Origin of the sequence: Serratia surfactantfaciens, from assembly GCF_001642805.2 — a bacterium.
Taxonomy (GTDB): Bacteria; Pseudomonadota; Gammaproteobacteria; order Enterobacterales; family Enterobacteriaceae; genus Serratia; species Serratia surfactantfaciens.
In genome coordinates, this window is sequence record NZ_CP016948.1 from 2941433 (window position 1) to 2964104 (window position 22672).

Genomic DNA, 22672 nt, shown 5'->3' on the forward strand with positions numbered 1-22672 from the left:
TCTCAGTGGTTATCGATCGGCTTGCCGTAATCCTGCTCGTTGTTGCGCGTCAGCCACAGCGACAGCGCCTTCAGCGAATCCGGGGTAAACTCGTCGCAGCGCGCGGTGATCTCTTCCGGCGTCAACCAGCACACTTCGGCCACTTCTTCTTCCTGCAGCGCGAACGGGCCGTGCGACACGCAGCTGAACAGCGCACCCCACACCCGGCACTGCTCTTCTTCAAAGTAGAACAGACCGTGCTCGGCGAAAGGCACGCCGGCGATGCCCAGCTCCTCTTCCGCCTCGCGGCGCGCCGAATCCAGCACGTTTTCACCGCTTTGCACTACGCCGCCCGCCGTCGCGTCCAGCCAGCCCGGGTAGAAGTCCTTGATCTCGGTGCGACGCTGCACCAGAATTTTTCCCATCCCATCATGCACCACAATATAGGTAGCACGATGGCGCAGCCGCTCCGCCCGCATCTGTTGACGACTGGATTGAGCAATCACCTCGTTTTGTTCGTCGACGATATCAACCCATTCGGTATCTGCAGCCTGACCCTGTTCCGCCATCCTCTAAAACCTTCTATTTTGGCGCGATGCATCCCGCGCGCTGGTTAATCAATGAGTGTTTTTCAAAGATTTTTATTGTGTGTGTATAAATTAGTGCGTTTAGCGTGTTAACGCCACCTCCGCGACGACCTTGCCGTCGTCGAGCGTCAGCACGCTCAAAGTGCCACTATCCAACATGCCGTAGCTGGCGGGAAAGCCCCCTTTCGGGATGCTGACCGAGCCTGGATTGAAGCAGTAGATCTCCCCCTGCCGCTCCGCCTGCGGCAGATGCGAATGGCCGTAGGCCAGGACGTCTCCGCGGGATAACGGCGGCAGTGCCGAGGGATGATAAAGGTGACCGTGGGTCAAAAACAATCGTCTTTTTTGCAGTAAAACCTGTTGCCAGGGCGCTTCGATGGGGAACGTCAGCAGCATCTGATCGACCTCGCTGTCGCAATTGCCGCGAACGGCGATGATCTTGTCGCTATAGCGGTTCAATCGTTCGGCAACCTGAGCGGGCTGATACCCGGCCGGCAGCGCGTTGCGCGGGCCGTGATTCAGCAAATCACCCAGAAGAATCAGCCAGTCGGCGCGGTTTTGCTCGAACAATTCCAGCACGCGTTCGGCAGCAGGCAGCGAACCGTGGATATCCGAGGCGAACATCAGCTTCATAACCTTGTCCTATAGAGGGAAATAAGCTTCATTTTACCGCGCCGGCACCGTGCGGCAAACCGCCGCCCGCCCCGGTGGAGAATTGTGATCCAACCGCGCAGATAGCATCGGACGAATCCCACATAGCCTGCTATCCTTAGCTGCTATTGTTGGATCTCTGATATACCTTTGTGCGCGGCGAAGACCGCAGCAACGTGTAATGAATTACAGATCACCTTACCGCAGGAGGCAACATGATTGACCTGTATTACGCGCCTACTCCCAATGGTCACAAGATCACCTTGTTTTTGGAAGAGGTCGGCTTACCCTACCGTATCCATCGCGTAAACATCAGCGCCGGCGAGCAGTTCAAACCGGACTTTCTGAGCATTTCTCCCAACAACAAAATCCCGGCGATCGTCGATCAGCAACCGGTGGACGGCGGCGCGCCAATCAGCCTGTTCGAGTCCGGGGAAATTCTGCTGTATCTGGCGGAGAAAACCGGCAAGCTGCTGAGCAAAGGCCTGCGCGAACGCGCCGCCACTCTGCAGTGGCTGTTCTGGCAGGTGGCCGGATTCGGGCCGATGCTCGGGCAGAATCACCATTTCAATCACTACGCGCCGCAGCCGGTGCCTTACGCCATCGAGCGTTACCAGCTGGAAACCAAACGGCTGTATGGCGTGCTGGAAGCCGAACTGCAAAAACACCCGTATCTGGGCGGCGACAACTACAGCATTGCCGATATCGCCACCTATCCATGGGTGGTATCGCATCCGCGCCAGCGCATCGATCTGGCGGATTACCCGGCGGTGCGCAACTGGTTCGAGCGCATCAGCAACCGTCCGGCGACCGAACGCGCCTACAAGCTGGCCGAACAGGCCTAAGCGGCTCTTCCGACTCCCCGCCGAACGGGGAGTCGCATCGTCCCTGCGTTATCATTTCCCTACTTTCCGTGTATTCTGAACGTCAATAATCAGACCTATGGAGAATCTCTGATGTCTTTCAGTCAACCCGACGCCGTTATTCGCATCAAAAACCTGCGGCTGCGCACGTTCATCGGTATCAAGGAAGAAGAAATCAACAACCGACAGGACGTGCTGATCAACGTGGTGATCCACTACCCGGCGGACAAAGCGCGCAACAGCGAAGACATCGCCGATGCGCTCAACTACCGCACCATCACCAAAGCGATCATCCGCCATGTGGAAGATAACCGTTTCGCGCTGCTGGAAAAATTAACGCAGGATGTGCTCGATATCGTAAAAGATCACGCCTGGGTGACCTATGCTGAAGTGGAGATAGATAAACTTCTGGCCCTGCGCTATGCCGATTCGGTTTCCATGACCATGAGCTACCGCCGGGACTAACTCAGGGAGGTCGACCATGCGGATCCTGATCACCGGCGCAACGGGATTGATAGGCAGCAGCCTGACGGCCAGGCTGCTGGCGCTTTCTCACCACATTACGGTGCTGACGCGAGACGAACAGCGGGCCCGGGCCCGGCTCGGCGACCAGCCGAGCTATTGGCAAACGCTGGACGACGTGCAGTCGCTGGATGGCTTCGACGCGGTGATCAACCTGGCCGGCGAACCGATTGCCGACAAGCGCTGGAGCGCGCAGCAAAAGGAGCGGCTGTGCCATAGCCGCTGGGATCTGACCGAACGCCTGGCGCAGCTTATCAAGGCAAGCAGCACGCCGCCCGGCGTACTGATTTCCGGTTCCGCCGTCGGCTACTACGGCGATCAGGGGCAGGCGGTGGTGACCGAAGAGGAACCGCCGCACGACGAATTCACCCACCGATTGTGCCAACGTTGGGAAGCGCTGGCGCTGCAGGCGCAAAGCGACGCCACTCGCGTCTGCCTGCTGCGCACCGGCGTGGTGCTGGCGCCGCAGGGCGGTGCGCTGGCCAAAATGCTGCCGCCGTTCCGCTTCGGACTGGGCGGCCCGATCGGCGACGGCCGCCAATACCTGCCGTGGATCCATCTCGAAGACATGGTCAACGGCATTATTTATCTGCTGGATCACGCGACCCTGACCGGCCCGTTCAACATGGTCGCGCCCTACCCGGTGCATAATGAACAGTTCGCCGCCCAATTGGCCAACGTGCTCGATCGCCCGGCGTTTCTGCGGGTGCCGGCGTTCGTCATGCGGCTGTTGATGGGGGAAGCGGCGGTGCTGGTGCTCGGCGGCCAACGGGCGGTGCCGAAGCGCCTGGAAGAGGCCGGTTTTCACTTCCGCTATCTGGAGCTGGAACAGGCATTGGATGACGTGATCAATCAGCGGGCCGAAGCCCGCTGATCTGAGGTTACTTCAACGCGCCGGACAGGAACTGCTGCAGGCGCGGGCTTTTGGGGTTGCCGAACAGCTCGGCCGGCGGCCCCTGCTCTTCAATCAACCCTTTGTGCAGAAAGATCACGTGGTTGGAGACGTGGCGCGCAAACTCCATTTCGTGCGTCACCACCACCATGGTTTTCCCCTCCTCCGCCAGCTTCTGCATGATGCGCAGCACCTCGCCCACCAGTTCGGGATCCAGCGCCGAGGTCGGCTCGTCAAACAGCAGCACTTCCGGCTCCATCGCCAAGGCGCGGGCGATAGAGACGCGCTGCTGCTGACCGCCCGACAGGTGTACCGGGTATTTGCCGCGCGCCCGCTCATCGATGCCCACTTTGTCCAGGTAGCGCACCGCACGATCGTGCGCTTCGGCCTTGCTCAGCCCCAGCACCTGCACCGGCGCCTCCATCACGTTCTCAAGCACCGTCATGTGACTCCACAGGTTAAAGTGCTGGAACACCATGGTCAGGCGGGTGCGCAGCAGCTGCAGCTGCTTCTTGTCGAACACCTTCAGCTGGCCGTCCTTGTCGCGCACCATGCGAATGTCCTGGTTGTTCAGGCTGATCGAGCCTTCGCTCGGCTTTTCAAGGAAGTTAATGCAGCGCAGAAAGGTGCTTTTGCCGGAGCCGGAGGAGCCGATGATGCTGATCACATCCCCGGCGTTGGCCGCCAGCGAAACGCCCTTCAGCACTTCGTGATCGCCATAGCGTTTGTGCAGTTCCGTGACGGCTAATTTATTCTCAGACATGGTTTTTCTTCCCGTCATTTATCAGTGACTAACGTGGGCCATCCAGCGTTTTTCAGCTTTGCGGAACAGGCTGATTAACACGTAGGAGATGATCAGGTACAACACCGCCGCAATGCCGAAAGCGTAAAACGGCTGATAGGTCGCGGCGTTGATGTCGCGCGCGATCTTCAGCAGATCCGGCACGGTGGCGGTAAACGCCAGCGCGGTGGAGTGCAGCATCAGGATCACTTCGTTGCTGTAGGCCGGCAACGCGGTGCGCAGCGCCGAAGGCAAGATGATGCAGCGATACATTTTGAAGCGCGAGAAACCGTAGGCGTTGGCGGCCTCAATTTCACCATGCGGCACCGAGCGGATCGCCCCGGCGAAGATCTCGGTGGTATAGGCGCAGGTATTGAGCGTCAGCGCCAGAATGGTGCAATTGAGCCCGCTGCGGAAAAACGCATTGAGAAACTCGCTGCCGCGCACGATCTCAAGGCTGTACATACCGGAGTAGAACACCAGCAGCTGCACGTACAGCGGCGTGCCGCGAAACACGTAGGTATAGAGCCACACCGGAAAACGCACCCAGCGAATGGGAGACACGCGCGCCACCGCCATCGGGATCGCCAGCAGCCCGCCCATCACCACCGAAGCGATCAGCAACCACAGCGTGACCGCCACGCCGGTAAAGCGGTAGCCGTCGCTCCACAGCAGCGACTGCCAGTACTGTTGCAGGATATCGATCATAGTTCGGCCCTCTTGACGCCCAGTGAGTAACGCCGTTCAAGCCACAGCAGCACGCCGTTGGAAACGGTAGTGAAAACCAGGTACACCACGCCGGCCACGATGGCGAAGAAGAACGGCTGATAGGTGCCTTTCCCCGCCAGCTGCGTGGCTTTCACGACGTCGTTCAGGCCAAGGATCGACACCAACGCCGTCGCCTTCAGGATCACCTGCCAGTTGTTGCCGATGCCCGGTAAGGCGAAACGCATCATCGCCGGGAACAGAATGCGCCGAAAGATCTGCGCGCCGCTGAAGCCGTAGGCCGTCGCCGCTTCGATCTGCCCTTTCGGCACCGCCAGATAGGCGCCGCGGAAGGTCTCGGTAAAATAAGCGCCGTAGATAAAGCCGAGAGTTATGATGCCGGCACCGAGCGGATCGATATCGATCTGCGCGAAGCCCAGCAGCGTGGTGATATTGTTCAGCGCGATTTGCAGACCGTAAAAGATCAGCAGCATCAGCACCAGATCGGGCACGCCGCGGATCAGCGTGGTATAAGCGCCGAACAAACCGGAGATAAAGGGGTTATGAGACAATTTGCCGCCGGCGCCGATCAGACCGATCACCACCGCCAGCACTACGGAACTGAGGGCCAGCTCCAGCGTCACCAGAGCCCCCTCTAAAATCAGTTGGGAATAGCCTTGCAGCATCTACTTCACCCTGTGGTCTAGGATCCGAACCATCGGGGCCGGCGCACCGGCCCCGCAGTCACAGCATGGAACGGGAAGCGGATTACCCGCCGTAGACGTCAAAGTCGAAGTACTTTTTCGCGTATTTATCGTAGGTGCCGTCTTTACGCATCTCGGCGAAGGCTTTGTCCAGCGCCGCTTTCAGCTCGGTATCGGTCTTGCGCAGCCCCATGCCGGTGCCGACGCCGAAGAACTTGTCATCTTTCACCGATTCACCGGCAAAGGCATAGTCTTTGCCCGGCGGCTGTTTCAGGAAGCCGTCGCTGCCTGCCACTTCATCCTGGAAGGCGGCGTCAATGCGGCCGGAGGCCAGGTCGGCATAGGCCAGATCCTGGTTCTGGTAAGGCACCACGGTGACGCCCTTCGGCTGCCACATGGCGTTGGCGTAGGCTTCCTGGGTGGTGCCCTGCAGCACGCCCACGCTCTTGCCTTTCAGCGCTTCAGCGGTCGGCAACAGTTTGGACCCTTTCGGCGCGATCAGACGCGCGTTGGCGGCATACAGCTTGTCGGTAAAGGCGATTTCCTGCTGGCGTTTTTCAGTGATGGACAGCGAAGAGATGATGGCGTCGATCTTCTTCGCCTTGAGGGATGGGATCAGCGCGTCAAAGTCGCTCTCCACGAAGGTACATTGGGTATTGATGCGTTTGCACAGCTCTTTGGCCAAATCGATGTCAAAGCCGACTAATTCGCCTTTGGCGTTTTTGGATTCAAACGGTGCGTAAGTCGGATCGGTGCCAATCTTCAGCGTTGAAGGAATGGCGGCAAAGGCGCTGCTGGCGGCGCTCAAAGCCAGAACTAACGGCAGAATCAAAACCCGCTTTTTCATAAATTACCCTCAAATTGATTTTTTTGATGCCACTACGGGCATTACTTTCCCCACCAAATCAATTTGCAGTAATCGTGCCACATTAGGTGCTACGGCAGGAGGGAACGGCTCCGGCCTTCACAATACTGTTTCCTGGGACGATAACCGCAAAATTAAATCGGCCGGTCAGGGCCGCGTCACTGGCAGCCGCGACAAGACGGCGCCATGAAACAGTGAGCGTGATGAAGTAGGATCATTATGGTGCATGCGCCGCCCCAATTCAGTGCGGTGTTGCACAAATGTACCAATTTAGGGATAAAACTGTTAATTAGCACCCTGCCAGCGGGTGAACAGATCGGTCGGCAGTTCGATATCAAACTGGTCGATCACCCGATTGACGGTCTGATCGATGATGTCTTCCACGCTTTTCGGCTGGTGGTAAAACGCCGGCACCGGCGGCATGATCACCGCGCCCATCTCCGCCGCCTGGGTCATCAACCGCAGGTGCCCCAGATGCAGCGGCGTTTCGCGCACGCACAAGACCAAACGGCGGCGCTCTTTGAGCACCACGTCGGCGGCGCGGGTCAGCAGCCCGTCGCTGTAGCTGTTGACGATGCCGGACAGCGTTTTGATCGAGCAAGGCAGGATGGCCATGCCCAGGGTTTTGAAGGAGCCGGAGGAGATGCCGGCGGCGATATCGCGCGCATCATGCACCACATCGGCCAACGCCTGCACTTCACGCAGGCTGTACGGCGTTTCCAGCGCCAGCGTCTGCCTTGCCGCGTTGCTCATCACCAGATGGGTTTCCACCTCTGCGACGTCGCGCAAAACCTGTAACAGGCGCACGCCGTAGATCGCGCCGCTGGCACCGGAAATGCCGATGATGAGTCGTTTCATGGAAAATGGCCTCTGCCGTAAAAAGTAAGATCAGGCAGACTTTGCCGCAATGGCGAGGGATAAGCAAGTCACAGGAGCAAGGTGCAGCGCCGCAAACGCGGCGCTGCACCTTGGGGGATCAACGCGGGCGATTAGCCTTCGTTGTGCAGTTCCAGATTTTCCGCTTCGGTTTGCACCCGCAGCGCCTTGGCGTCGTCGCTGCGCAGCGACTCCAGGTATTCCAGATAGCTTTGGTCGACGTCTTTGGTCACGTAGATGCCGTTGAACACCGAGCATTCGAACTGGGTGATATCCGGGTTCTCTTCGCGCACCGCTTCGATCAGATCGTCCAGGTCCTGGAAGATCAGCCCGTCGGCGCCGATGATCTGGCGGATTTCATCCACTTCACGCCCGTGGGCGATCAGTTCGTTGGCGCTCGGCATGTCGATGCCGTAGACGTTAGGGAAACGCACTTCCGGCGCGGCGGAAGCCAGATAGACGCGCTTGGCGCCCGCTTCGCGTGCCATTTCGACGATCTGCTCCGAGGTGGTGCCGCGCACGATGGAGTCATCCACCAGCAGCACGTTCTTGTCGCGGAATTCGGCGCGGTTGGCGTTCAGCTTGCGGCGCACAGACTGACGACGCGCCTGTTGGCCCGGCATGATGAAGGTGCGGCCAACATAGCGGTTCTTCACAAAGCCCTGGCGGTATGGCTTCTCGAGAATGCGCGCGATCTCCAGTGCGATATCGCAGGAGGTTTCCGGGATCGGGATCACCACGTCGATATCCAGATCTTCCCATTCGCGGGCGATCTTCTCACCCAGCTTCTGGCCCATGCGCACGCGGGCGCTGTAGACCGAGATCTTGTCCATAAAGGAATCCGGGCGCGCGAAATAGACGTATTCGAACAGGCACGGGTTGGTTTTCGGGTTCTCTGCACACTGGCGAGTGAACAGCTGGCCTTTGGTGGTGATGTACACCGCTTCGCCCGGCGCTACATCGCGCAGGAACTCAAAGCCCAGGGTATCCAACGCCACGCTCTCGGAAGCCACCATGTACTCGCTGCGGCCATCCTCCAGCGTACGCTTGCCGATCACCAGCGGGCGAATGCCGTTCGGATCGCGGAACGCCAGCAGGCCGTGGCCGATGATCATCGCCACACAGGCGTAAGCGCCGCGCAGTTGCTGATGCATCGCGGCGACTGCGGTAAAGATGTTGTCGGCCTCCAGCGGATAGTGCGGGAAGCGATCCAGCTCGCTGGCCAGCACGTTCAGCAGGATTTCCGAGTCGGAGGTGGTATTGACATGGCGACGGCCGCTTTCGAACAGCTTTTGGCGCAGCTCATGGGCGTTGGTCAGATTACCGTTATGGGCCAGCGTAATGCCGAACGGCGAGTTGACGTAGAAAGGCTGGGCCTCAGAGGCGCTCGAGCTGCCGGCCGTCGGGTAACGCACATGGCCAATGCCCATGTTGCCCTGCAAGCGTTGCATATGGCGCGCCTCAAACACATCCTTCACCAGGCCGTTGGCTTTACGCAAACGGAACCCGTTGTGGGCGTCAATGGTGACGATGCCTGCGGCATCCTGGCCACGGTGCTGGAGCACCGTCAGCGCATCATAAATCGACTGGTTTACCGGCATGAAACCGGCGATACCGACAATACCGCACATGTTGTCTTTTCCTCATCAGCGCTACCGCCCCGGCAATTGGGTCGGCAAGAAACTCGACGTGCTCTGCAGGTAGTCAAAGAACCACCTGATGACGTAACTGAACTGGGGAATGAGCTGCGACTGTTTCCAGTCGGCACTTTGTGAGAAGCCGGTAAAGGTATCCAGGAAGAACAGGATCGCCGCGACGATCAACACTCCGCGCAGCGCGCCGAAGCAGATGCCCAACACGCGGTCGGTGCCCGACAACCCGGTTTTCTCTACCAGTGAGCTAATCACATAGTTAACAATAGCCCCTACGATCAAGGTCGCGATGAACAAAATCGCGATCGCGATGCCGTTTCGCACCAGTTCATCTTCAAAACGAGTGAAATAGACCGCAAGGTAAGAGTAGAAATGGCTGGCAACAAAAAACGCACATCCCCATGTCACAAGTGACAATGCTTCGCGAACAAACCCTCGGATCAGGCTCACCAGAGCCGAAAATCCAATCACCGCTATAATGACGTAATCAATCCAGACCATGAACTATTCCAATAATGAATCGCCCCTGCATCCAATTCGCGGCGAATTCTAACAGAAAAAGAAAACGTTTGCGTAGGGGATTTCCTACCACGTTACAAATAAAAAGCGGCGATCAAAAAATTCCTAATCGCCGCGCCTACATAGGTGATTTCGCCTGCAAAAGGCGCGGTTTTTCTCGCTTTCTCTCCACCACTCCTTAATTCAGGGGCGCATCGTGCTGCGCCCCTGCGAGGTTTAACGGCCGTACGGCTTCACCTGCCCGCTCAGCCCGCTGATCGAATTCAGCGACGGCAGCGCCGCCTGCAGCTTCTGCTTAGAGGCATCTGGCCCGACGTAGATACGGGTGATCTGCCCCTGCACCGGCGTCGACGGCACGGTAAAGGCGCGATAGCCCGAAAGGCGCAGCGAGGCGACAATCTCGTTCGCCTTGGCGGCGTTTTTCAACGCGCCGAGCTGCACGACATAGGCTTGCCCGGCCGGCGCTTTTTCTTCCGCCGGTTTCGGCTGCGGCGTCGGTTCAGGTTTCGGCTCCGGCTTAGGCTCCGGTTTCGGTACCGGCTTCACTTCCACCGGCTTCGGCTGCGGCGCCGGTTTCGGTTTCACTTCCACCGGTTTGGTTTCTACCGGTTTCGGCTTAGGCTGCGGCGCCGGCTGAGGACGCGTCTCGACCGGCGGTGGCGCCACCAGCGTCGGTTGCTGAGCATTCTGCCGCGCCGCCTGTTGCGCCGCCGCTTCGTTGGCCGCCTGCTGCTCGACCAACGCGCCCGCCCCTTCCGGCGGCTGCGCCGGCAACGGCTGCGTCACCGGCGGCAGCACGTCGTTCTCTTCGACGTCGCCCGGCTTCGGCACCAAAGGAATGGCCGCGAATTCGTCCTCGTAATGCTTCTTCTTGCCGTCCAGCAACCCTGGCAGGATGATTACCCCCAGCGCCACCAGAATCACGGTTCCGACCAGTCGGTTCTGAAATTTACTCGCCACTCACACTCCCCGCATCTCGTCTAACGCCGCCATCACCTGCGCAACGGTGTGGAACGATCCACAGACGATCACAATATCCTGTTTATCAGCATCCTGCATAGCCTGCCGCCAGGCAGTTTCGACATCGGCAAAACGGCGCGGTTCCGTCAGATGTTGCGCCAGCTGTTCGACGCTGGCACCGCGCGGCCCGTCGAGCGGCGCGCAGTACCATTCATCCACCTGCTCGCTCAGGCAGGCCAACGTGCCGGCGATGTCCTTGTCCGACAGCATGCCCACCACCGCGCGCACCTTGCCGCCTTCGCGCGGCAGGCTGGCCAGGCGCCCGGCCAGATAACCGGCGGCGTGCGGATTGTGCGCCACATCGAGGATCAGCGTCGGCTCCCGCCGCACGATCTGGAAGCGCCCCGGCAGCGTCGCCTGCTGCAGCCCGGTGAAGATCGCCCGTTCGTCGATTTCCAGCGGGGAGCAGTTCAGCGCCGCCAGTGCGGTAGCGGCATTGGCCAGCGGCACGTTCGGCGTCGGCAGATCGGTCAGCAGCGTATCGCCGCCCTGCCACTGCCAGCGATCGCCCTGCTCGCTGAAGCGCCAGGCTTCACCGCGGCGATACAGCGGCGCGCCCAGCGTTTCGGCGACCTGGCGAATGCTGTCCGGCATGTCGGGTTCGCCCACTACCGCCGGCTTGCCGCTGCGGAAAATACCGGCCTTTTCACGGCCGATGCTTTCACGATCGTCGCCCAGCCAATCGGTGTGATCGAGCGCGATGCTGGTGATCACCGCCACGCTCGGATCGACGATGTTGGTGGCGTCGAGACGCCCGCCCAGGCCCACTTCCAGGATCACCACGTCGAGCCGCGCCTGTTTGAACAGCTGCAACGCCGACAGGGTGCCGAATTCGAAATAGGTCAGCGACGTTTCGCCGCGGCCGGCTTCAATGGCAGCGAACGAGCGGCTGTGCTCCGCTTCGCTCAGCTCTTCCCCTTGAATGCGCACGCGCTCGGTATAGCGCACCAGATGTGGCGAACTGTAGACGCCGACGCGCAGGCCGGCGGCCAGCAAAATAGCTTCGAGAGTGCGACAGGTGGTGCCTTTGCCGTTGGTGCCGGCAACGGTGAACACCGTAGGAGCGGGAGTCAGTAAATCCAGATGCGCCGCGACGCGCTGTACGCGCTCAAGGCCGAGTTCGATCGCCTGGCTGTGCAGACGTTCCAGATAGTAAAGCCACGAGCTCAATGGCGACGTGGCTTGGGGAATTTGGTGGTTTTGCATGAGTCCCGTCACTGAACTTGGGTTCATTAATCCATCAGGGCACCACCCTCACCGCGGTAAAGGCGATGCGCTTCGTTACCGCCGCCAACCGGCCTGCCGCGGCGTAATGAACCGCGGCCGGCAGGAAACGGGCTTCAGCCGTCACTTAGCCACAAAGTGGCGGCTGAACCCGGGCGGGATCTGTCTTTGCCTCAGGCGTCGGCCTGCTGCTCCGGTTCAATCACCGGCGCGGCCTCATCGAAATGCGGCTGCGGCTGGTTAGTCAGCTTCGACAGAATGCTCGCCAACGTTTGGCGCATTTCCGGACGGCGAACGATCATGTCGATCGCGCCTTTTTCGATCAGGAATTCGCTGCGCTGGAAGCCCGGCGGCAGTTTCTCGCGCACGGTCTGCTCGATCACGCGCGGGCCGGCGAAGCCGATCAGCGCTTTCGGTTCGGCGATGTTGATATCGCCCAGCATCGCCAGACTGGCGGAAACGCCGCCCATGGTCGGGTCGGTCAGCACGGAGATGTACGGCAAGCCGCGCTCCTGCATTTTGGCCAACGCCGCGCTGGTTTTCGCCATCTGCATCAGCGACATCAGCGCTTCCTGCATACGCGCGCCGCCGCTGGCGGAGAAGCACACCAGCGGACAGTTGTCCTCCAGCGCCTGCTCAACCGCGCGCACGAAACGTGCGCCGACCACGGAAGACATCGAACCGCCGATAAAGGCGAACTCGAAGGACGCTGCGACGATCGGCATGCCGTACAGCGTGCCCTTCATCACCACCAGCGCGTCTTTCTCGCCGGTCGCTTTCTGTGCGGCGACCAGGCGATCTTTATAGCGTTTGGAATCCTTGAATTTCAGAACGTCTTTCGGCTCCAGATCGCTGCCCAGCTCCACTTCGCTGCCTTCGTCCAGCAGGGTATGCAAACGCGCGCGCGCGCCCATACGCATGTGGTGGTCGCACTTCGGACACACTTCCAGATTACGCTCCAGCTCGGCGCGGTAGAGAACCTGGCCGCAGCTGTCGCATTTGGTCCAGACCCCTTCAGGAATGCTCGCCTTACGGGTTTGTGTGATATTGCTCTTGTTAAGAATTCGTTCAATCCAGCTCATCGATGACCTTTCTGTTTGAACCTGGCACACGCCAGTCCGCTGTTCATGCTTTAACAATCCCCCCGAAAACACCCCAATGAAAAAATGCCCGTTCGCGGCGCGGCAAGCGCGGCGACTGAGGCATCGGCTTCAGGGTTGTTCGCAGGAACAGACCATAATGTCGCTCATTAAACCATATCGGCCCGACGCTGTGGACAAAAAACTGGTCGAACCGACAGGTTGAGCGATGTTTTTACTGTTTTTGCTGGCGGGCGGCCGCGCGCTTGTGGCGCCAAATTTCAATCACGCCCGGCAGAATCGAAACGATGATGATCCCGACGATCAGCAGTTTCAGGTTCTCCTGCACCACCGGCAGATCGCCGAACAGGTAGCCAGCATAAGTGAAGAGCAGCACCCAAACCAGTGCGCCAATCACATTGTAGGCGGCGAAGTGGCGATAGGACATATGCCCCATACCGGCGACGAACGGCGCAAAAGTGCGCACGATCGGCACGAATCGCGCCAGAATAATCGTTTTCCCGCCGTGCTTCTCATAGAACTGATGCGTCTTGTCCAGATAGCTGCGGCGGAAGATTTTCGAATTCGGATTGCTGAACAGCTTCTCGCCGAACAGCCGCCCGATCGTATAGTTCACCGCATCGCCGAGGATCGCCGCCACCACCATCAACGCCACCATGGTGTGCACGTTCAGATCGTTGGTCGGCAACGCCGCCAGCGCGCCGGCGACGAACAGTAAAGAATCCCCCGGCAGGAACGGCGTCACCACCAGACCGGTTTCGCAAAACAGGATCAGGAACAGAATAGCGTAGACCCACATGCCGTATTGTGCGACCAGTTCGGCCAGATGCACATCAATATGCAGAATGAAATCAATAATAAACTTGATGATATCCATAAATTCTCTCATTGATGCCGAGTGTTTCAATCACCCGGCAGAAGCACAAGGGAGCGACGCTTTCAGGCGTGCCGGCGTTTAATCGTCGGGTAAAAACAGCGGCCCCATCGGCGGCCGCGGTATGCCAAAGTGGTCGGGATAGTCCACGGAAACCAGATACAGTCCCTCGGCTCGTGCCGTCGCCGCCGCCAGATTGCGATCCTTCAGCGCCAGCAATTCGGCCATCCAGTTCTCATCCTGATTGCCGCAGCCGATCTCCATCAGGCTGCCGACGATATTGCGAACCATGTGATGCACAAAGGCATTCGCCTTGATATCTACCACAATATATTCGCCGTAGCGCGTAACCTTAACGTGTTTTACGAAGCGCCACGGGGTACGCGACTGGCATTGCACCGCACGGAACGAGGTGAAATCGTTCTCGCCCAGCAGCGCCTGCGCCGCCCGGTGCATGCGATCGGCGTCCAGCGGGTGATAAAAATGCGTCACCCCCTGCTGCAGCACCGCCGGCCGGTAGCGATGGTTGAAAATAATATAGCGGTAACGGCGCGCGGTGGCGCTGAAACGCGCGTGAAAATCGTCGGCGACCGGGCTCACCCAGCGCACCGCGATGTCCGGCGGCAGATGGGTGTTCACCCCCATCGTCCAGGCGGCGTCCTTGCGGCGCGCGGTAGTTTCGAAATGCACCACCTGCCCGGTGGCGTGCACGCCGGCGTCGGTGCGCCCGGCGCACAGCACGTTGATCGGCGCATCCGCCACCTTGCTCAACGCCTGCTCCAGCCGCTCCTGCACGCTGGCCACTTCTTGCTGCCGCTGCCAGCCGTAATAACGGCTGCCGTCATATTCGATGCCCAGCGCGATCTTCAGCGTCGGCTGAGCGGACGAGACCACCTCAGACATCAGTACATCTGCTCCTGCACCAGACGCTCGGCGGTTTCGACAGCCATCAACGCGCCGCCGAAGCGCACGTTGTCCGCCACCGTCCAGAATTGCAGCAGCTCGGGGATGCCGTAATCGTTACGCAGGCAGCCGATGCTGAGCGCATCGCTGCCGGAAGCATCGGTGACCTGCGTCGGGTAATCGTCTTCTTCGCTCAGCTGAATGTCCTCGACCTCTTCGAGCTCGCTGCGCGCCTCCTCGGCGGACAACGGACGCAGCGCTTCCAGGTGCACCACCTGCGCGTGGCCATAAAACACCGGCGACTGCACGCAGCTCACCGAGATCGGCAAACCTTCATCCTGCAGCACCTTGCGCACCTGATCGACGATCAGGCGCTCTTCGCGCACGCTGCCCTGTTCGTCGGCAATCAGCGGCAGCAGGTTGAACGCCAGCTGTTTGCCGAAGACGCCCTCCTCGGCCGGGATGCCATTCAGCAGACGCGCGCTTTGGCCGGCCAGATCGTCCACCGCCGCCTTGCCGCGCGACGATACCGACATCAGCGTGGTGACGTGCAGACGCGACAGCCCCGCCTGTTCGGTCAGCGGTTTGATCGCCGTCAGCAGTTGGCTGACCATGCTGTCGGCCACCGCGACGATATTGCGGTTGCGGTAATCCGCCAGCACCTGCGGGTTAACGCCAGGCACCACCAGCGGCACATCCGGCTCCATGGCGAACAGGCCGCTGGTGTCGATCACCAGACAGCCCATATTGCCGGCTTCTTCAGCATAGCGCGCGGAAGCTTCGCTGCCGGCGACGAAGAAGGCCAGCTGCGCCTGCGACCAGTCGAACTCTTCGGCGTTTTGCACCAGAATGGACTTGCCGTTGAAGCGCACATTGGCGCCCGCGCTGCGCTCGCTTGCCAGAGGATAGAGCTCACCCACCGGGAACTGGCGTTCCTGCAACAATTCCAGCAACGCTTCACCTACCGCGCCAGTGGCGCCGAGCAGCGCGATATTCCAGCCGTCAGACATTGGGGTTTTCTCCAGAGTATTTCATTCATAAAAGCAGACGGGCAGTGCAGCCACCGCCCGATAATCTTTGCCGCTCACTGTAGCGGCGTTGGCTTAAGACAACCTTACGCGTTGACGAGATGGCCTACGCCACGCTGAAGCCCAGCTTGCCGAGCAGCTCGGCGCTGGCGCTGTCATCGCATTGCACGACCAACGAAGACCACTCGCGGCGCTCCTGGTAGTGCTTGCGCAGGCGATCGAACTCGCCCGGTTGCCCGGCGACTTTGCGCAGCGGCGCATCATCGCGGCGCACATCATACACCAAGTGCATCAATCGTTTTAACCGCGCTTCATCCAGCGGCCCGTTGAGGCGGATCTGGCTGAACTCGGGCGGCGGCAGCAGCGAGGCCAGCGCTACCTGCTGCGGCTGCCCCAGATGACGGCTGAAAGCCTCGAACACCTGGGTGGTGCCGCGTGCCTTGCCTTCCAGCGTATACCCGGCGATGTGCGCAGTGCCGATATCCACCCGCGCCAGCAGCGGCAAGGAGAGGTCCGGCTCCGGTTCCCACACGTCCAGCACCGTGCTCAGTTTTTTGCCCTTTTCCAACGCCTGCAGCAGCGCGGCGTTATCCACCACCGGCCCGCGACAGGCGTTGATCAGAATGCGGTTGTCCGGCAGCGCCGCCAGCAGGTCGGCATCCGCCAGATGCAGCGAATGGTATGGGCCGGATTTATTCAGCGGCGTGTGGAAGGTCAGCACGTCGGCTTCGGCCACCAGTTTCTCCAGTGGCAAAAATTCCCCGGCGTCGCCGCGATCGGCGCGCGGCGGATCGCACAGCAGCGTGCGCACGCCCAGTGCTTTGAGGCGTGCGTCCAGGCGCGAACCGACGTTGCCCACGCCGACGATGCCGACGGTTTTATCCCGCAGGTGGAAACCGTCGCGTTCAGCCAGCAGCATCAAGGCGGAGAACACATACTCGACCACCGCGATGGCGTTGCAGCCCGGCGCGGCGGAAAAACCGATGCCCTGCCGCTGCAGCCAGGCGTCATCGACGTGATCGGTGCCGGCGGTGGCGGTGCCGACAAAGCCAATGCGGCTGCCGGCCAACAATTCTTCATTTACCTTGGTGACCGAACGCACCATCAGCGCGTCGGCACCCGCCAGCGCCTCGCGCGGGATCGGGCGGCCAGGCACCGCCTGCACATCGCCCAGGCGGCTGAACAGCTCGGCCGCATACGGCATATTTTCATCAACCAGAATCTTCACTGCGTTCTCCGACGGTTTACGGCTATTGGTCTGCGAAATAGTGTGCCACTGAATCAGGCACGGCGAAAGCGCTCAGGGGTGGTGCCGGCGATCTGCTGGAACATGACGATAAACGCCGAGGCGGAGCTGTAGCCGACGTCCAACGCCACTTCCTGCACGGTTTTTCCCTGTTCGAGCAGCGACACGGCGTGCAGGAAACGCAGGCGCTGGCGCCATTCGCTGAACGACATGCCCAGATCCTGCTGGCAGCGGCGCGACAGGGTGCGCTCGGTGGTGTAGACCCGAGCCGCCCAGGCCGCCAGCGAGGTGTTGTCCGCCGGGCAATGCTCCAGCGCTTCCAGCACCGGGGCCAAAAACTTGTCGTCCGACGACGGCAGATAGGTTTGTTGGCGCGGCGACAGGCGCAGCTGATCGATCAGCACCTGACAGAGGCGCAAATCCTCTTCCGCCTGTGGGATGTACTGCTTGCGCGCATAGAAATCCTCGGCGATGGCGCGGAATATCGGCGTCACGCTCACCAGACAAGGGTCGGCCGGCATGCCGACGCACAGCGCCGGCGTGATGTCCACCATGCGGCACTGCGCCAGCCGCTGGTTATAGCAGGAGTGTTCGATGCCGGCCGGCGCCCACAGCACGAATTCCGGCGGCGCCAGAAAGCGCTGCCCGCCGATGCGCAGCACCATCACCCCGGCTTTGACCCACATCAACTGGCCCCAGGTATGGCTGTGCGGCTGGAATTCGGTGCGTGCGTTAAACTCCTCGCAGCGGAACTGCACCGGGTTGGGCGCCGGGATCAGCGACTCGGGGAAATGGCGGATTTCTGGCATGGTTTCGTCCCGTGATTTGTCTTGTTTACGCCGATTTTTGTCTGGATATCGCTATATATGATAAACCGGACACGCGTAGACTAGCCAGCATGTTGGACGTTATTGAGAATAATTATCATGAATATGCTCTTCCCGCTGTTGGCCGTGCTGATTTGGTCGATTAACGCCGTCGTCAGCAAACTCTCCGCCACCGCCATCGATCCGGCGGCCATTTCACTTTACCGCTGGTTGCTGGCGCTGATCGCGCTGACGCCGTTCGTGCTGCCGGGCGTGTTGCGCAACTGGGCGCAGGTGCGCGCCAACTGGTGGAAACTGATGATCCTCGGCTTGCTGGGCATGGTGCTGTATCAAAGCCTGGCCTATTACGCGGCGCACAGCGTCAGCGCGCTGTTTATGGGCATCATCGTGTCGCTGATCCCGCTGCTGACCATCCTCATCAGCATCGTACTGCTGCGCATTGCGCCGACCGTCGGCGTGTTGCTCGGCAGCATACTCTCCTTCTGCGGTTTGATCTGGCTGGTCAGCGGCGGCCAGCCCGGCGTGCTGTTGCAACATGGCATCGGCAAGGGGGAATTGATGATGCTGCTCGCCACCGCCTCTTACGCGCTGTATGGCGTGTTGACCAAACGCTGGGCCATCGCGCTGCCGAACTGGCAATCGCTGTACGTGCAGATCCTGTTCGGCGTGCTGCTGTTGCTGCCTAACTTCCTGATGGCTCAGGATGTTGGACTGAACGGCCATAACCTGCCGCTGGTGCTGTTCGCCGGCATTCCGGCTTCAATCATCGCCCCGTTCCTGTGGATCCAGGGCGTGATGCGACTGGGCGCCAATACCGCCTCGATCTTCATGAACCTGGCGCCGGTGTTCACCGCCGCCATCGCCGTGCTGTTCCTGCATGAGCAGCTGCACGGTTACCACCTGATCGGCGGCGGCATCACCCTGCTGGGCGTGATCCTGTCGCAGCGGCTGCGCACGCCGCTGACGCGTAAAGCCAAAGCCCCGGCGGCCAACGCCGAATCCTGCAAAGAACAGGCTTAAGGCAGCAACCTGAAACGCACCCGCACCAACAGGCCGCCCAGCGCGGCGGAGCTCAGCAGCTCCGGGCGGGTGCCGTGATACGCGGTGATGTCTTTCACCAACGCCAGCCCTAAACCGGCGCCCGGCTGATCGCCCACATTGTCCAGCCGGTGAAACGGCTGCAGCGCCAACGCCTTGTCCTGCAAGGCGATGCCGGGGCCGCTGTCTTCAATCTCCAGCACGCCTTCCCCCACCGCCTTATCCTGAGTAAGACGAGCGGTCACCACGCCCTGACGCGGCGTGTATTTCAGCGCGTTGTCCAACAGGTTGGCGCACAGTTCGGCCAGCAGCAACGCCTCCCCCGCCACCTGACACGCCGCCTCGCCTTCGAAACCGAGATCGATCTGCTTACTGCGCGCCTGCGGCAGGCGAGAGAAGCAGGCGTCGCGCAGCACCTGCGCCAGATTGACCGGCTGCAGTTTACGCTCGGCCTGGTGCTCGCTGGCCTTCAGGCGTGAAAGGTGCAGCAGCCGGTCGGTCAGCGCCACGGTATTATCCAGCGTCGCGCTCATCGCCTGCAGACTTTCACGCCACTGCTGCGGCCGATCGCTGGCCAGCGCCACCCCGACCTGGGTCTTCAATACCGTCAACGGCGTGCGCAGCTGGTGGGAAGCATCGGCACTAAAGCGCTCCTGACGCGCCACCATCAGCCGCAGCCGTTCGATGTAACGATTGAACGCCACCAGCAGCGGCTGCATCTCCGACCACGGAAGAACCCGCGGCAAGGGCGTCAGCTCGCCCGGATCGCGCCGCAGCATGATGCCGGAGAGTTTGCGCATCGGCTTCAACACTCGCTTGAGCAGCGCGAACGCCAGGATCAGGGTCAACACCACCACCGTGCCCTGGCTCAACAGCGCCGCGATCATCATCTGTCGCGCCAGGTAACGGCGCGATTCCAGGGTTTCCGCCACCAGGATGGTCGCCATGCCGCTTACGCCCGACTCGTTGACCGGTTGAAACAGCGCCGCCACGCGGATCGGCCGGCCGAGGTATTCCGCATCATAGAAATGCACCAGCGCCGGGTAGAGCGTGGAGCGCGGGATGTGGGGCGGCAGCGACGGCAGATCGTCATAGCCCGAGATGCTTTGCCCCTGCGGCGAGATCACCTCGTAATAGAGCTGATCGTTCATGTTGCGCTCGAAGCTGTCGAGCACCACATAGGGCACATCGACCGCCAGCTTGCCTTCGCGCACCACCAGTCGCTCCGCCACGGTGCGCGCCGACGCCAGCAGCGTGCGATCGTAAGCCAGGGTGGCGGCGCTCATGGCGCTGAAATAGTGGGTGTAGATAGAGATGCCGCCCAACGCCAGCAGCGGCAGGCCAAAAAACAGCAGCAGTTGATAGAACAGCGAACGCGGCGCGTTAAACCACCGCATTGCACAGTTCCAGGCTGTAGCCCAGACCGCGCAGCGTGACGATCGCCACGTCGCTGCCCTGCAGCTTTTTCCGCAAACGGTGTACGTAAAGCTCGATGCTCTCCGGGTTAGCCTCGTCGGACAACGTAAACACCTGCTCAAACAGCTGCTGCTTGGCCACCGGACGGCCGCGCCGGTGCATCAATGCGGTCAACACCGACAGTTCGCGCGGCGTCAGCGCCAGCGGCCGGCTCTCCAGCAAGAAGTAGCCTTCGTCGTGGTAGGTCAGCGCGCCATACTGCAAAGCCGGCTGCGCGGCGCCGACGCTGCGGCGCAGCAACGCCCGAATGCGCGCCTCCAGCTCGTCCAGTTCGAACGGCTTGGTGAGATAATCATCCGCCCCCAGGTTCAGGCCTTTCACCCGATCGGTTACGTCGGTGCGCGCCGTCAGCAGCAGCACCGGCAGATCCTGCCCGCGCTTGCGCAGACGCGCCAGCAGCTCCAGCCCGTTCAAACGCGGCAGCGCTACATCCAGCACCGCCAGCGCATAGCGTTCATTGAGCAACAGGTGGTCGGCCGCCACGCCGTCCGGCGCGACGTCGACGGCAAACCCGGCGCCGGTCAGCGCTTTTTGCAACCAGTGAGACAGCTCGGGGTGATCTTCAACCAATAACAGTCGCATGTTCCCATTCCATTGATTTACCTGAACAACCCGGCGCCGATGCAGCGCCTGTTAACAGGCCGATAACAGAGAATGGCATGGAAAATAAGGGGATAAAAGAGCACTGCGCCGCCAGTTTTGGGAGCTGGCACACAATTATGCGTAGTGGCGCGCGATCGTAGGTGGGGTCAGATCAGCGGGATGGGGCTATCGGCAAGAGCAATATCCAACACCGGGCGCAGCTTGTCGGCGGTAAACGGCGAAGGCACCAGCACGGAGCGGTTGTTGGCGGCAAACACCAGATCGATGCCGGTCACGCAGGCGGTCATCGCACAGACATACTTTTCACCGTCGGCGTTGACAAAATGCAGCTCGAATACGCCTATATCGGCGCGCAGGCGTTTCAAACGACACTGCGCGTTTTCTCCGGCCATCTCAGCATAGACTTCAGGCAACCGTTTAATCGCGCACACTTTGGCGCTGTCCCTACCGCCAAACAATTTCCCTAACGAAAACATATCACTGCGTCTCTATTCATTTCAGTGCTCATGATTTTATCGCGAAAGCAAAACGCCGAACCTGATATTACGCAGGGTTTTAGCCGGTTTTGCGCCCTGTTCTTCTCTTCCTTTCTATGGTAGCCCACCCGCTATTCGCTCGCGACAAGAGACCCCAATCACAGACTGGAAACTTTTCCGTCCGCTGAAAGGTAAATGAAAGGTTGTTGTTTTAACAATCCCGCAACCGCACCCGGCGGGATTCACAACCAGAACAATACCGAGGGCAAGTCACAATGAAAAAAATAATGACCCGTACCTTTACCGCCGCCGCCCTGCTGCTGGCGGCCAATCAGGCCTTTGCCGTGGAAGCGCCCAAACGCACCGAATGCATCGCGCCGGCCAAGCCCGGCGGCGGCTTCGATCTGACCTGCAAGCTGATTCAGGTATCGCTGCAGGACACCAAGGCCATCGATAAACCGATGCGCGTCACCTATATGCCCGGCGGCGTCGGCGCGGTGGCCTACAACGCCATCGTCGCACAGCGCCCGGCGGAGTTCGGCACCGTGGTGGCGTTCTCCGGCGGCTCGTTGCTCAACCTTTCTCAGGGCAAGTTCGGTCGCTACAACGTGGACGACGTGAAATGGCTGGCGGCGGTCGGCACCGACTACGGCATGATTGCGGTGCGCGCCGACTCGCCCTACAAAACGCTGAAAGACCTGATGGACGCCTTCCAAAAAGATCCCAACAGCGTGGTGTTCGGCGCCGGCGCCTCCATCGGCAGCCAGGACTGGATGAAAACCGCGCTGCTGGCGCGCGAAGTCGGCGTAGATCCGCGCAAGATGCGCTACGTGGCGTTCGAAGGCGGCGGCGAGCCGGTGACCGCGCTGCTGGGCAACCACATCCAGGCGGTCTCCGGCGACCTGAGCGAAATGGTGCCTTACCTGCAGGGCGACAAGATCCGCGTGCTGGCGGTGTATGCCGAGCAACGCCTGCCGGGCCAGTTGGCCGACATTCCCACCGCCAAAGAGCAGGGATACAGCCTGGTGTGGCCAATCATTCGCGGCTTCTACGTCGGGCCGAAGGTCAGCGATGAGGAGTATCAGTGGTGGATCGACACCTTCCAGAAAATGATGGCGACCGACGAATTCAAGCAGCAGCGCGATCTGCGCGGCCTGTTCGAGTTCAACATGACCGGCAAAGAGCTGGACGCCTACGTGAAGAATCAGGTTGCCCAATACCGCGAGCAGGCGAAAGTGTTCGGCCTGGCCAAATAACCGCA

Annotated in this window: 25 protein-coding genes; 5 read left to right on the forward strand and 20 right to left on the reverse strand. The window is 60.5% G+C overall.

Features of this window, described 5'->3' with window-relative positions:
• Window positions 1-2 precede the first annotated feature (2 nt).
• Complete coding sequence (gene yfcD / locus ATE40_RS13790; RefSeq protein ID WP_019453732.1) at window positions 3-548, reverse strand: NUDIX hydrolase YfcD; 546 nt, start codon at window positions 546-548, stop codon at window positions 3-5.
• Between the two features lie 99 nt (window positions 549-647).
• Entirely contained in the window at window positions 648-1199 is a 552-nt protein-coding gene (gene yfcE, locus ATE40_RS13795; protein WP_063919784.1) for a phosphodiesterase, read from the reverse strand.
• Window positions 1200-1432: 233 nt separating this feature from the next.
• Between yfcE and yfcG the strand changes: the two genes are divergently transcribed.
• The 3 genes from yfcG to ATE40_RS13810 all read left to right on the forward strand — a co-directional run bounded on the left by yfcG (window position 1433) and on the right by ATE40_RS13810 (window position 3476).
• Window positions 1433-2062, forward strand: coding sequence for a GSH-dependent disulfide bond oxidoreductase (gene yfcG / locus ATE40_RS13800; RefSeq protein ID WP_063919785.1), 630 nt, complete (start codon window positions 1433-1435; stop codon window positions 2060-2062).
• A 111-nt stretch (window positions 2063-2173) separates the two neighbouring features.
• Window positions 2174-2545, forward strand: a complete 372-nt coding sequence (folX, locus tag ATE40_RS13805) for a dihydroneopterin triphosphate 2'-epimerase (RefSeq protein ID WP_019453735.1) — start codon at window positions 2174-2176, stop codon at window positions 2543-2545.
• A 16-nt stretch (window positions 2546-2561) separates the two neighbouring features.
• On the forward strand, window positions 2562-3476 hold the full coding sequence (locus ATE40_RS13810) for a TIGR01777 family oxidoreductase (RefSeq protein WP_019453736.1): 915 nt from the start codon (window positions 2562-2564) through the stop codon (window positions 3474-3476).
• Between the two features lie 7 nt (window positions 3477-3483).
• Here the strand turns inward: ATE40_RS13810 and hisP are convergent, their stop codons facing one another.
• The 15 genes from hisP to ATE40_RS13885 form a co-directional block, all read right to left on the reverse strand.
• Window positions 3484-4257, reverse strand: a complete 774-nt coding sequence (gene hisP / locus ATE40_RS13815) for a histidine ABC transporter ATP-binding protein HisP (protein ID WP_019453737.1) — start codon at window positions 4255-4257, stop codon at window positions 3484-3486.
• 21 nt (window positions 4258-4278) lie between these two features.
• Window positions 4279-4983, reverse strand: a complete 705-nt coding sequence (locus tag ATE40_RS13820; RefSeq protein ID WP_019453738.1) for an ABC transporter permease — start codon at window positions 4981-4983, stop codon at window positions 4279-4281.
• Window positions 4980-5666 (reverse strand): histidine ABC transporter permease HisQ, encoded by a 687-nt coding sequence (locus tag ATE40_RS13825; RefSeq protein WP_019453739.1) that lies wholly within the window; start codon window positions 5664-5666, stop codon window positions 4980-4982. The genes ATE40_RS13820 and ATE40_RS13825 overlap by 4 nt, the downstream gene beginning before the upstream one ends.
• An 82-nt stretch (window positions 5667-5748) precedes the next feature.
• Window positions 5749-6531, reverse strand: coding sequence for a histidine ABC transporter substrate-binding protein HisJ (gene hisJ, locus ATE40_RS13830; RefSeq protein WP_019453740.1), 783 nt, complete (start codon window positions 6529-6531; stop codon window positions 5749-5751).
• A gap of 303 nt (window positions 6532-6834) precedes the next feature.
• Complete coding sequence (locus ATE40_RS13835) at window positions 6835-7407, reverse strand: UbiX family flavin prenyltransferase (RefSeq protein WP_019453741.1); 573 nt, start codon at window positions 7405-7407, stop codon at window positions 6835-6837.
• A gap of 131 nt (window positions 7408-7538) precedes the next feature.
• A complete protein-coding gene (gene purF / locus ATE40_RS13840) occupies window positions 7539-9056 on the reverse strand; it encodes an amidophosphoribosyltransferase (protein WP_019453742.1) in 1518 nt (505 codons plus the stop codon).
• A gap of 21 nt (window positions 9057-9077) precedes the next feature.
• Window positions 9078-9578 (reverse strand): colicin V production protein, encoded by a 501-nt coding sequence (gene cvpA / locus ATE40_RS13845; protein ID WP_004936119.1) that lies wholly within the window; start codon window positions 9576-9578, stop codon window positions 9078-9080.
• Window positions 9579-9812: 234 nt separating this feature from the next.
• Window positions 9813-10556 (reverse strand): cell division protein DedD, encoded by a 744-nt coding sequence (dedD, locus tag ATE40_RS13850; RefSeq protein WP_019453743.1) that lies wholly within the window; start codon window positions 10554-10556, stop codon window positions 9813-9815.
• Window positions 10557-11822, reverse strand: coding sequence for a bifunctional tetrahydrofolate synthase/dihydrofolate synthase (gene folC, locus ATE40_RS13855; protein WP_063919786.1), 1266 nt, complete (start codon window positions 11820-11822; stop codon window positions 10557-10559).
• A gap of 191 nt (window positions 11823-12013) precedes the next feature.
• Window positions 12014-12922, reverse strand: a complete 909-nt coding sequence (gene accD, locus ATE40_RS13860; protein ID WP_004936126.1) for an acetyl-CoA carboxylase, carboxyltransferase subunit beta — start codon at window positions 12920-12922, stop codon at window positions 12014-12016.
• 232 nt (window positions 12923-13154) lie between these two features.
• Complete coding sequence (locus ATE40_RS13865; protein ID WP_019453745.1) at window positions 13155-13817, reverse strand: DedA family protein; 663 nt, start codon at window positions 13815-13817, stop codon at window positions 13155-13157.
• Between the two features lie 78 nt (window positions 13818-13895).
• Window positions 13896-14717 (reverse strand): tRNA pseudouridine(38-40) synthase TruA, encoded by an 822-nt coding sequence (gene truA / locus ATE40_RS13870; RefSeq protein ID WP_019453746.1) that lies wholly within the window; start codon window positions 14715-14717, stop codon window positions 13896-13898.
• Window positions 14717-15727 carry an aspartate-semialdehyde dehydrogenase gene (locus ATE40_RS13875; RefSeq protein WP_063919787.1) on the reverse strand — a complete coding sequence of 337 codons (1011 nt, stop codon included), beginning with the start codon at window positions 15725-15727 and terminating at the stop codon, window positions 14717-14719. Before ATE40_RS13875 ends, truA begins: the two co-directional genes overlap by 1 nt.
• Before the next feature lie 124 nt (window positions 15728-15851).
• Complete coding sequence (gene pdxB / locus ATE40_RS13880) at window positions 15852-16973, reverse strand: 4-phosphoerythronate dehydrogenase PdxB (RefSeq protein ID WP_019453748.1); 1122 nt, start codon at window positions 16971-16973, stop codon at window positions 15852-15854.
• Window positions 16974-17026: 53 nt separating this feature from the next.
• Window positions 17027-17800 (reverse strand): AraC family transcriptional regulator, encoded by a 774-nt coding sequence (locus ATE40_RS13885; RefSeq protein WP_019453749.1) that lies wholly within the window; start codon window positions 17798-17800, stop codon window positions 17027-17029.
• Window positions 17801-17917: 117 nt separating this feature from the next.
• Between ATE40_RS13885 and ATE40_RS13890 the strand changes: the two genes are divergently transcribed.
• Window positions 17918-18838, forward strand: a complete 921-nt coding sequence (locus ATE40_RS13890; RefSeq protein WP_019453750.1) for a DMT family transporter — start codon at window positions 17918-17920, stop codon at window positions 18836-18838.
• Here ATE40_RS13890 and ATE40_RS13895 read toward each other — a convergent pair.
• From ATE40_RS13895 to ATE40_RS13905, 3 genes are all read right to left on the reverse strand, one after another.
• On the reverse strand, window positions 18835-20253 hold the full coding sequence (locus ATE40_RS13895) for a sensor histidine kinase (RefSeq protein ID WP_063919788.1): 1419 nt from the start codon (window positions 20251-20253) through the stop codon (window positions 18835-18837). The genes ATE40_RS13890 and ATE40_RS13895 overlap by 4 nt on opposite strands.
• Entirely contained in the window at window positions 20240-20914 is a 675-nt protein-coding gene (gene tctD / locus ATE40_RS13900) for a transcriptional regulator TctD (protein ID WP_019453752.1), read from the reverse strand. Before tctD ends, ATE40_RS13895 begins: the two co-directional genes overlap by 14 nt.
• Before the next feature lie 167 nt (window positions 20915-21081).
• Window positions 21082-21327 (reverse strand): hypothetical protein, encoded by a 246-nt coding sequence (locus tag ATE40_RS13905; RefSeq protein ID WP_019453753.1) that lies wholly within the window; start codon window positions 21325-21327, stop codon window positions 21082-21084.
• A 359-nt stretch (window positions 21328-21686) separates the two neighbouring features.
• Between ATE40_RS13905 and ATE40_RS13910 the strand changes: the two genes are divergently transcribed.
• Window positions 21687-22667, forward strand: coding sequence for a Bug family tripartite tricarboxylate transporter substrate binding protein (locus ATE40_RS13910; protein ID WP_025160161.1), 981 nt, complete (start codon window positions 21687-21689; stop codon window positions 22665-22667).
• Window positions 22668-22672: the final 5 nt, after the last annotated feature.

Excerpts from the sequence above, each read along its gene's own strand:
- yfcG (WP_063919785.1), top strand. The coding sequence starts at position 1,433 with ATGATTGACCTGTATTACGCGCCTACTCCCAATGGTCACAAGATCACC.
- folC (WP_063919786.1), bottom strand. The coding sequence starts at position 11,822 with ATGCAAAACCACCAAATTCCCCAAGCCACGTCGCCATTGAGCTCGTGG.
- hisP (WP_019453737.1), bottom strand. The coding sequence starts at position 4,257 with ATGTCTGAGAATAAATTAGCCGTCACGGAACTGCACAAACGCTATGGC.
- ATE40_RS13905 (WP_019453753.1), bottom strand. The coding sequence starts at position 21,327 with ATGGCCGGAGAAAACGCGCAGTGTCGTTTGAAACGCCTGCGCGCCGAT.
- ATE40_RS13825 (WP_019453739.1), bottom strand. The coding sequence starts at position 5,666 with ATGCTGCAAGGCTATTCCCAACTGATTTTAGAGGGGGCTCTGGTGACG.
- ATE40_RS13885 (WP_019453749.1), bottom strand. The coding sequence starts at position 17,800 with ATGCCAGAAATCCGCCATTTCCCCGAGTCGCTGATCCCGGCGCCCAAC.
- purF (WP_019453742.1), bottom strand. The coding sequence starts at position 9,056 with ATGTGCGGTATTGTCGGTATCGCCGGTTTCATGCCGGTAAACCAGTCG.
- folX (WP_019453735.1), top strand. The coding sequence starts at position 2,174 with ATGTCTTTCAGTCAACCCGACGCCGTTATTCGCATCAAAAACCTGCGG.
- ATE40_RS13890 (WP_019453750.1), top strand. The coding sequence starts at position 17,918 with ATGAATATGCTCTTCCCGCTGTTGGCCGTGCTGATTTGGTCGATTAAC.
- yfcD (WP_019453732.1), bottom strand. The coding sequence starts at position 548 with ATGGCGGAACAGGGTCAGGCTGCAGATACCGAATGGGTTGATATCGTC.
- ATE40_RS13865 (WP_019453745.1), bottom strand. The coding sequence starts at position 13,817 with ATGGATATCATCAAGTTTATTATTGATTTCATTCTGCATATTGATGTG.
- ATE40_RS13820 (WP_019453738.1), bottom strand. The coding sequence starts at position 4,983 with ATGATCGATATCCTGCAACAGTACTGGCAGTCGCTGCTGTGGAGCGAC.
- ATE40_RS13875 (WP_063919787.1), bottom strand. The coding sequence starts at position 15,727 with ATGTCTGACGGCTGGAATATCGCGCTGCTCGGCGCCACTGGCGCGGTA.
- cvpA (WP_004936119.1), bottom strand. The coding sequence starts at position 9,578 with ATGGTCTGGATTGATTACGTCATTATAGCGGTGATTGGATTTTCGGCT.
- yfcE (WP_063919784.1), bottom strand. The coding sequence starts at position 1,199 with ATGAAGCTGATGTTCGCCTCGGATATCCACGGTTCGCTGCCTGCTGCC.
- ATE40_RS13910 (WP_025160161.1), top strand. The coding sequence starts at position 21,687 with ATGAAAAAAATAATGACCCGTACCTTTACCGCCGCCGCCCTGCTGCTG.
- hisJ (WP_019453740.1), bottom strand. The coding sequence starts at position 6,531 with ATGAAAAAGCGGGTTTTGATTCTGCCGTTAGTTCTGGCTTTGAGCGCC.
- ATE40_RS13810 (WP_019453736.1), top strand. The coding sequence starts at position 2,562 with ATGCGGATCCTGATCACCGGCGCAACGGGATTGATAGGCAGCAGCCTG.
- accD (WP_004936126.1), bottom strand. The coding sequence starts at position 12,922 with ATGAGCTGGATTGAACGAATTCTTAACAAGAGCAATATCACACAAACC.
- tctD (WP_019453752.1), bottom strand. The coding sequence starts at position 20,914 with ATGCGACTGTTATTGGTTGAAGATCACCCCGAGCTGTCTCACTGGTTG.
- ATE40_RS13835 (WP_019453741.1), bottom strand. The coding sequence starts at position 7,407 with ATGAAACGACTCATCATCGGCATTTCCGGTGCCAGCGGCGCGATCTAC.
- truA (WP_019453746.1), bottom strand. The coding sequence starts at position 14,717 with ATGTCTGAGGTGGTCTCGTCCGCTCAGCCGACGCTGAAGATCGCGCTG.
- ATE40_RS13895 (WP_063919788.1), bottom strand. The coding sequence starts at position 20,253 with ATGCGGTGGTTTAACGCGCCGCGTTCGCTGTTCTATCAACTGCTGCTG.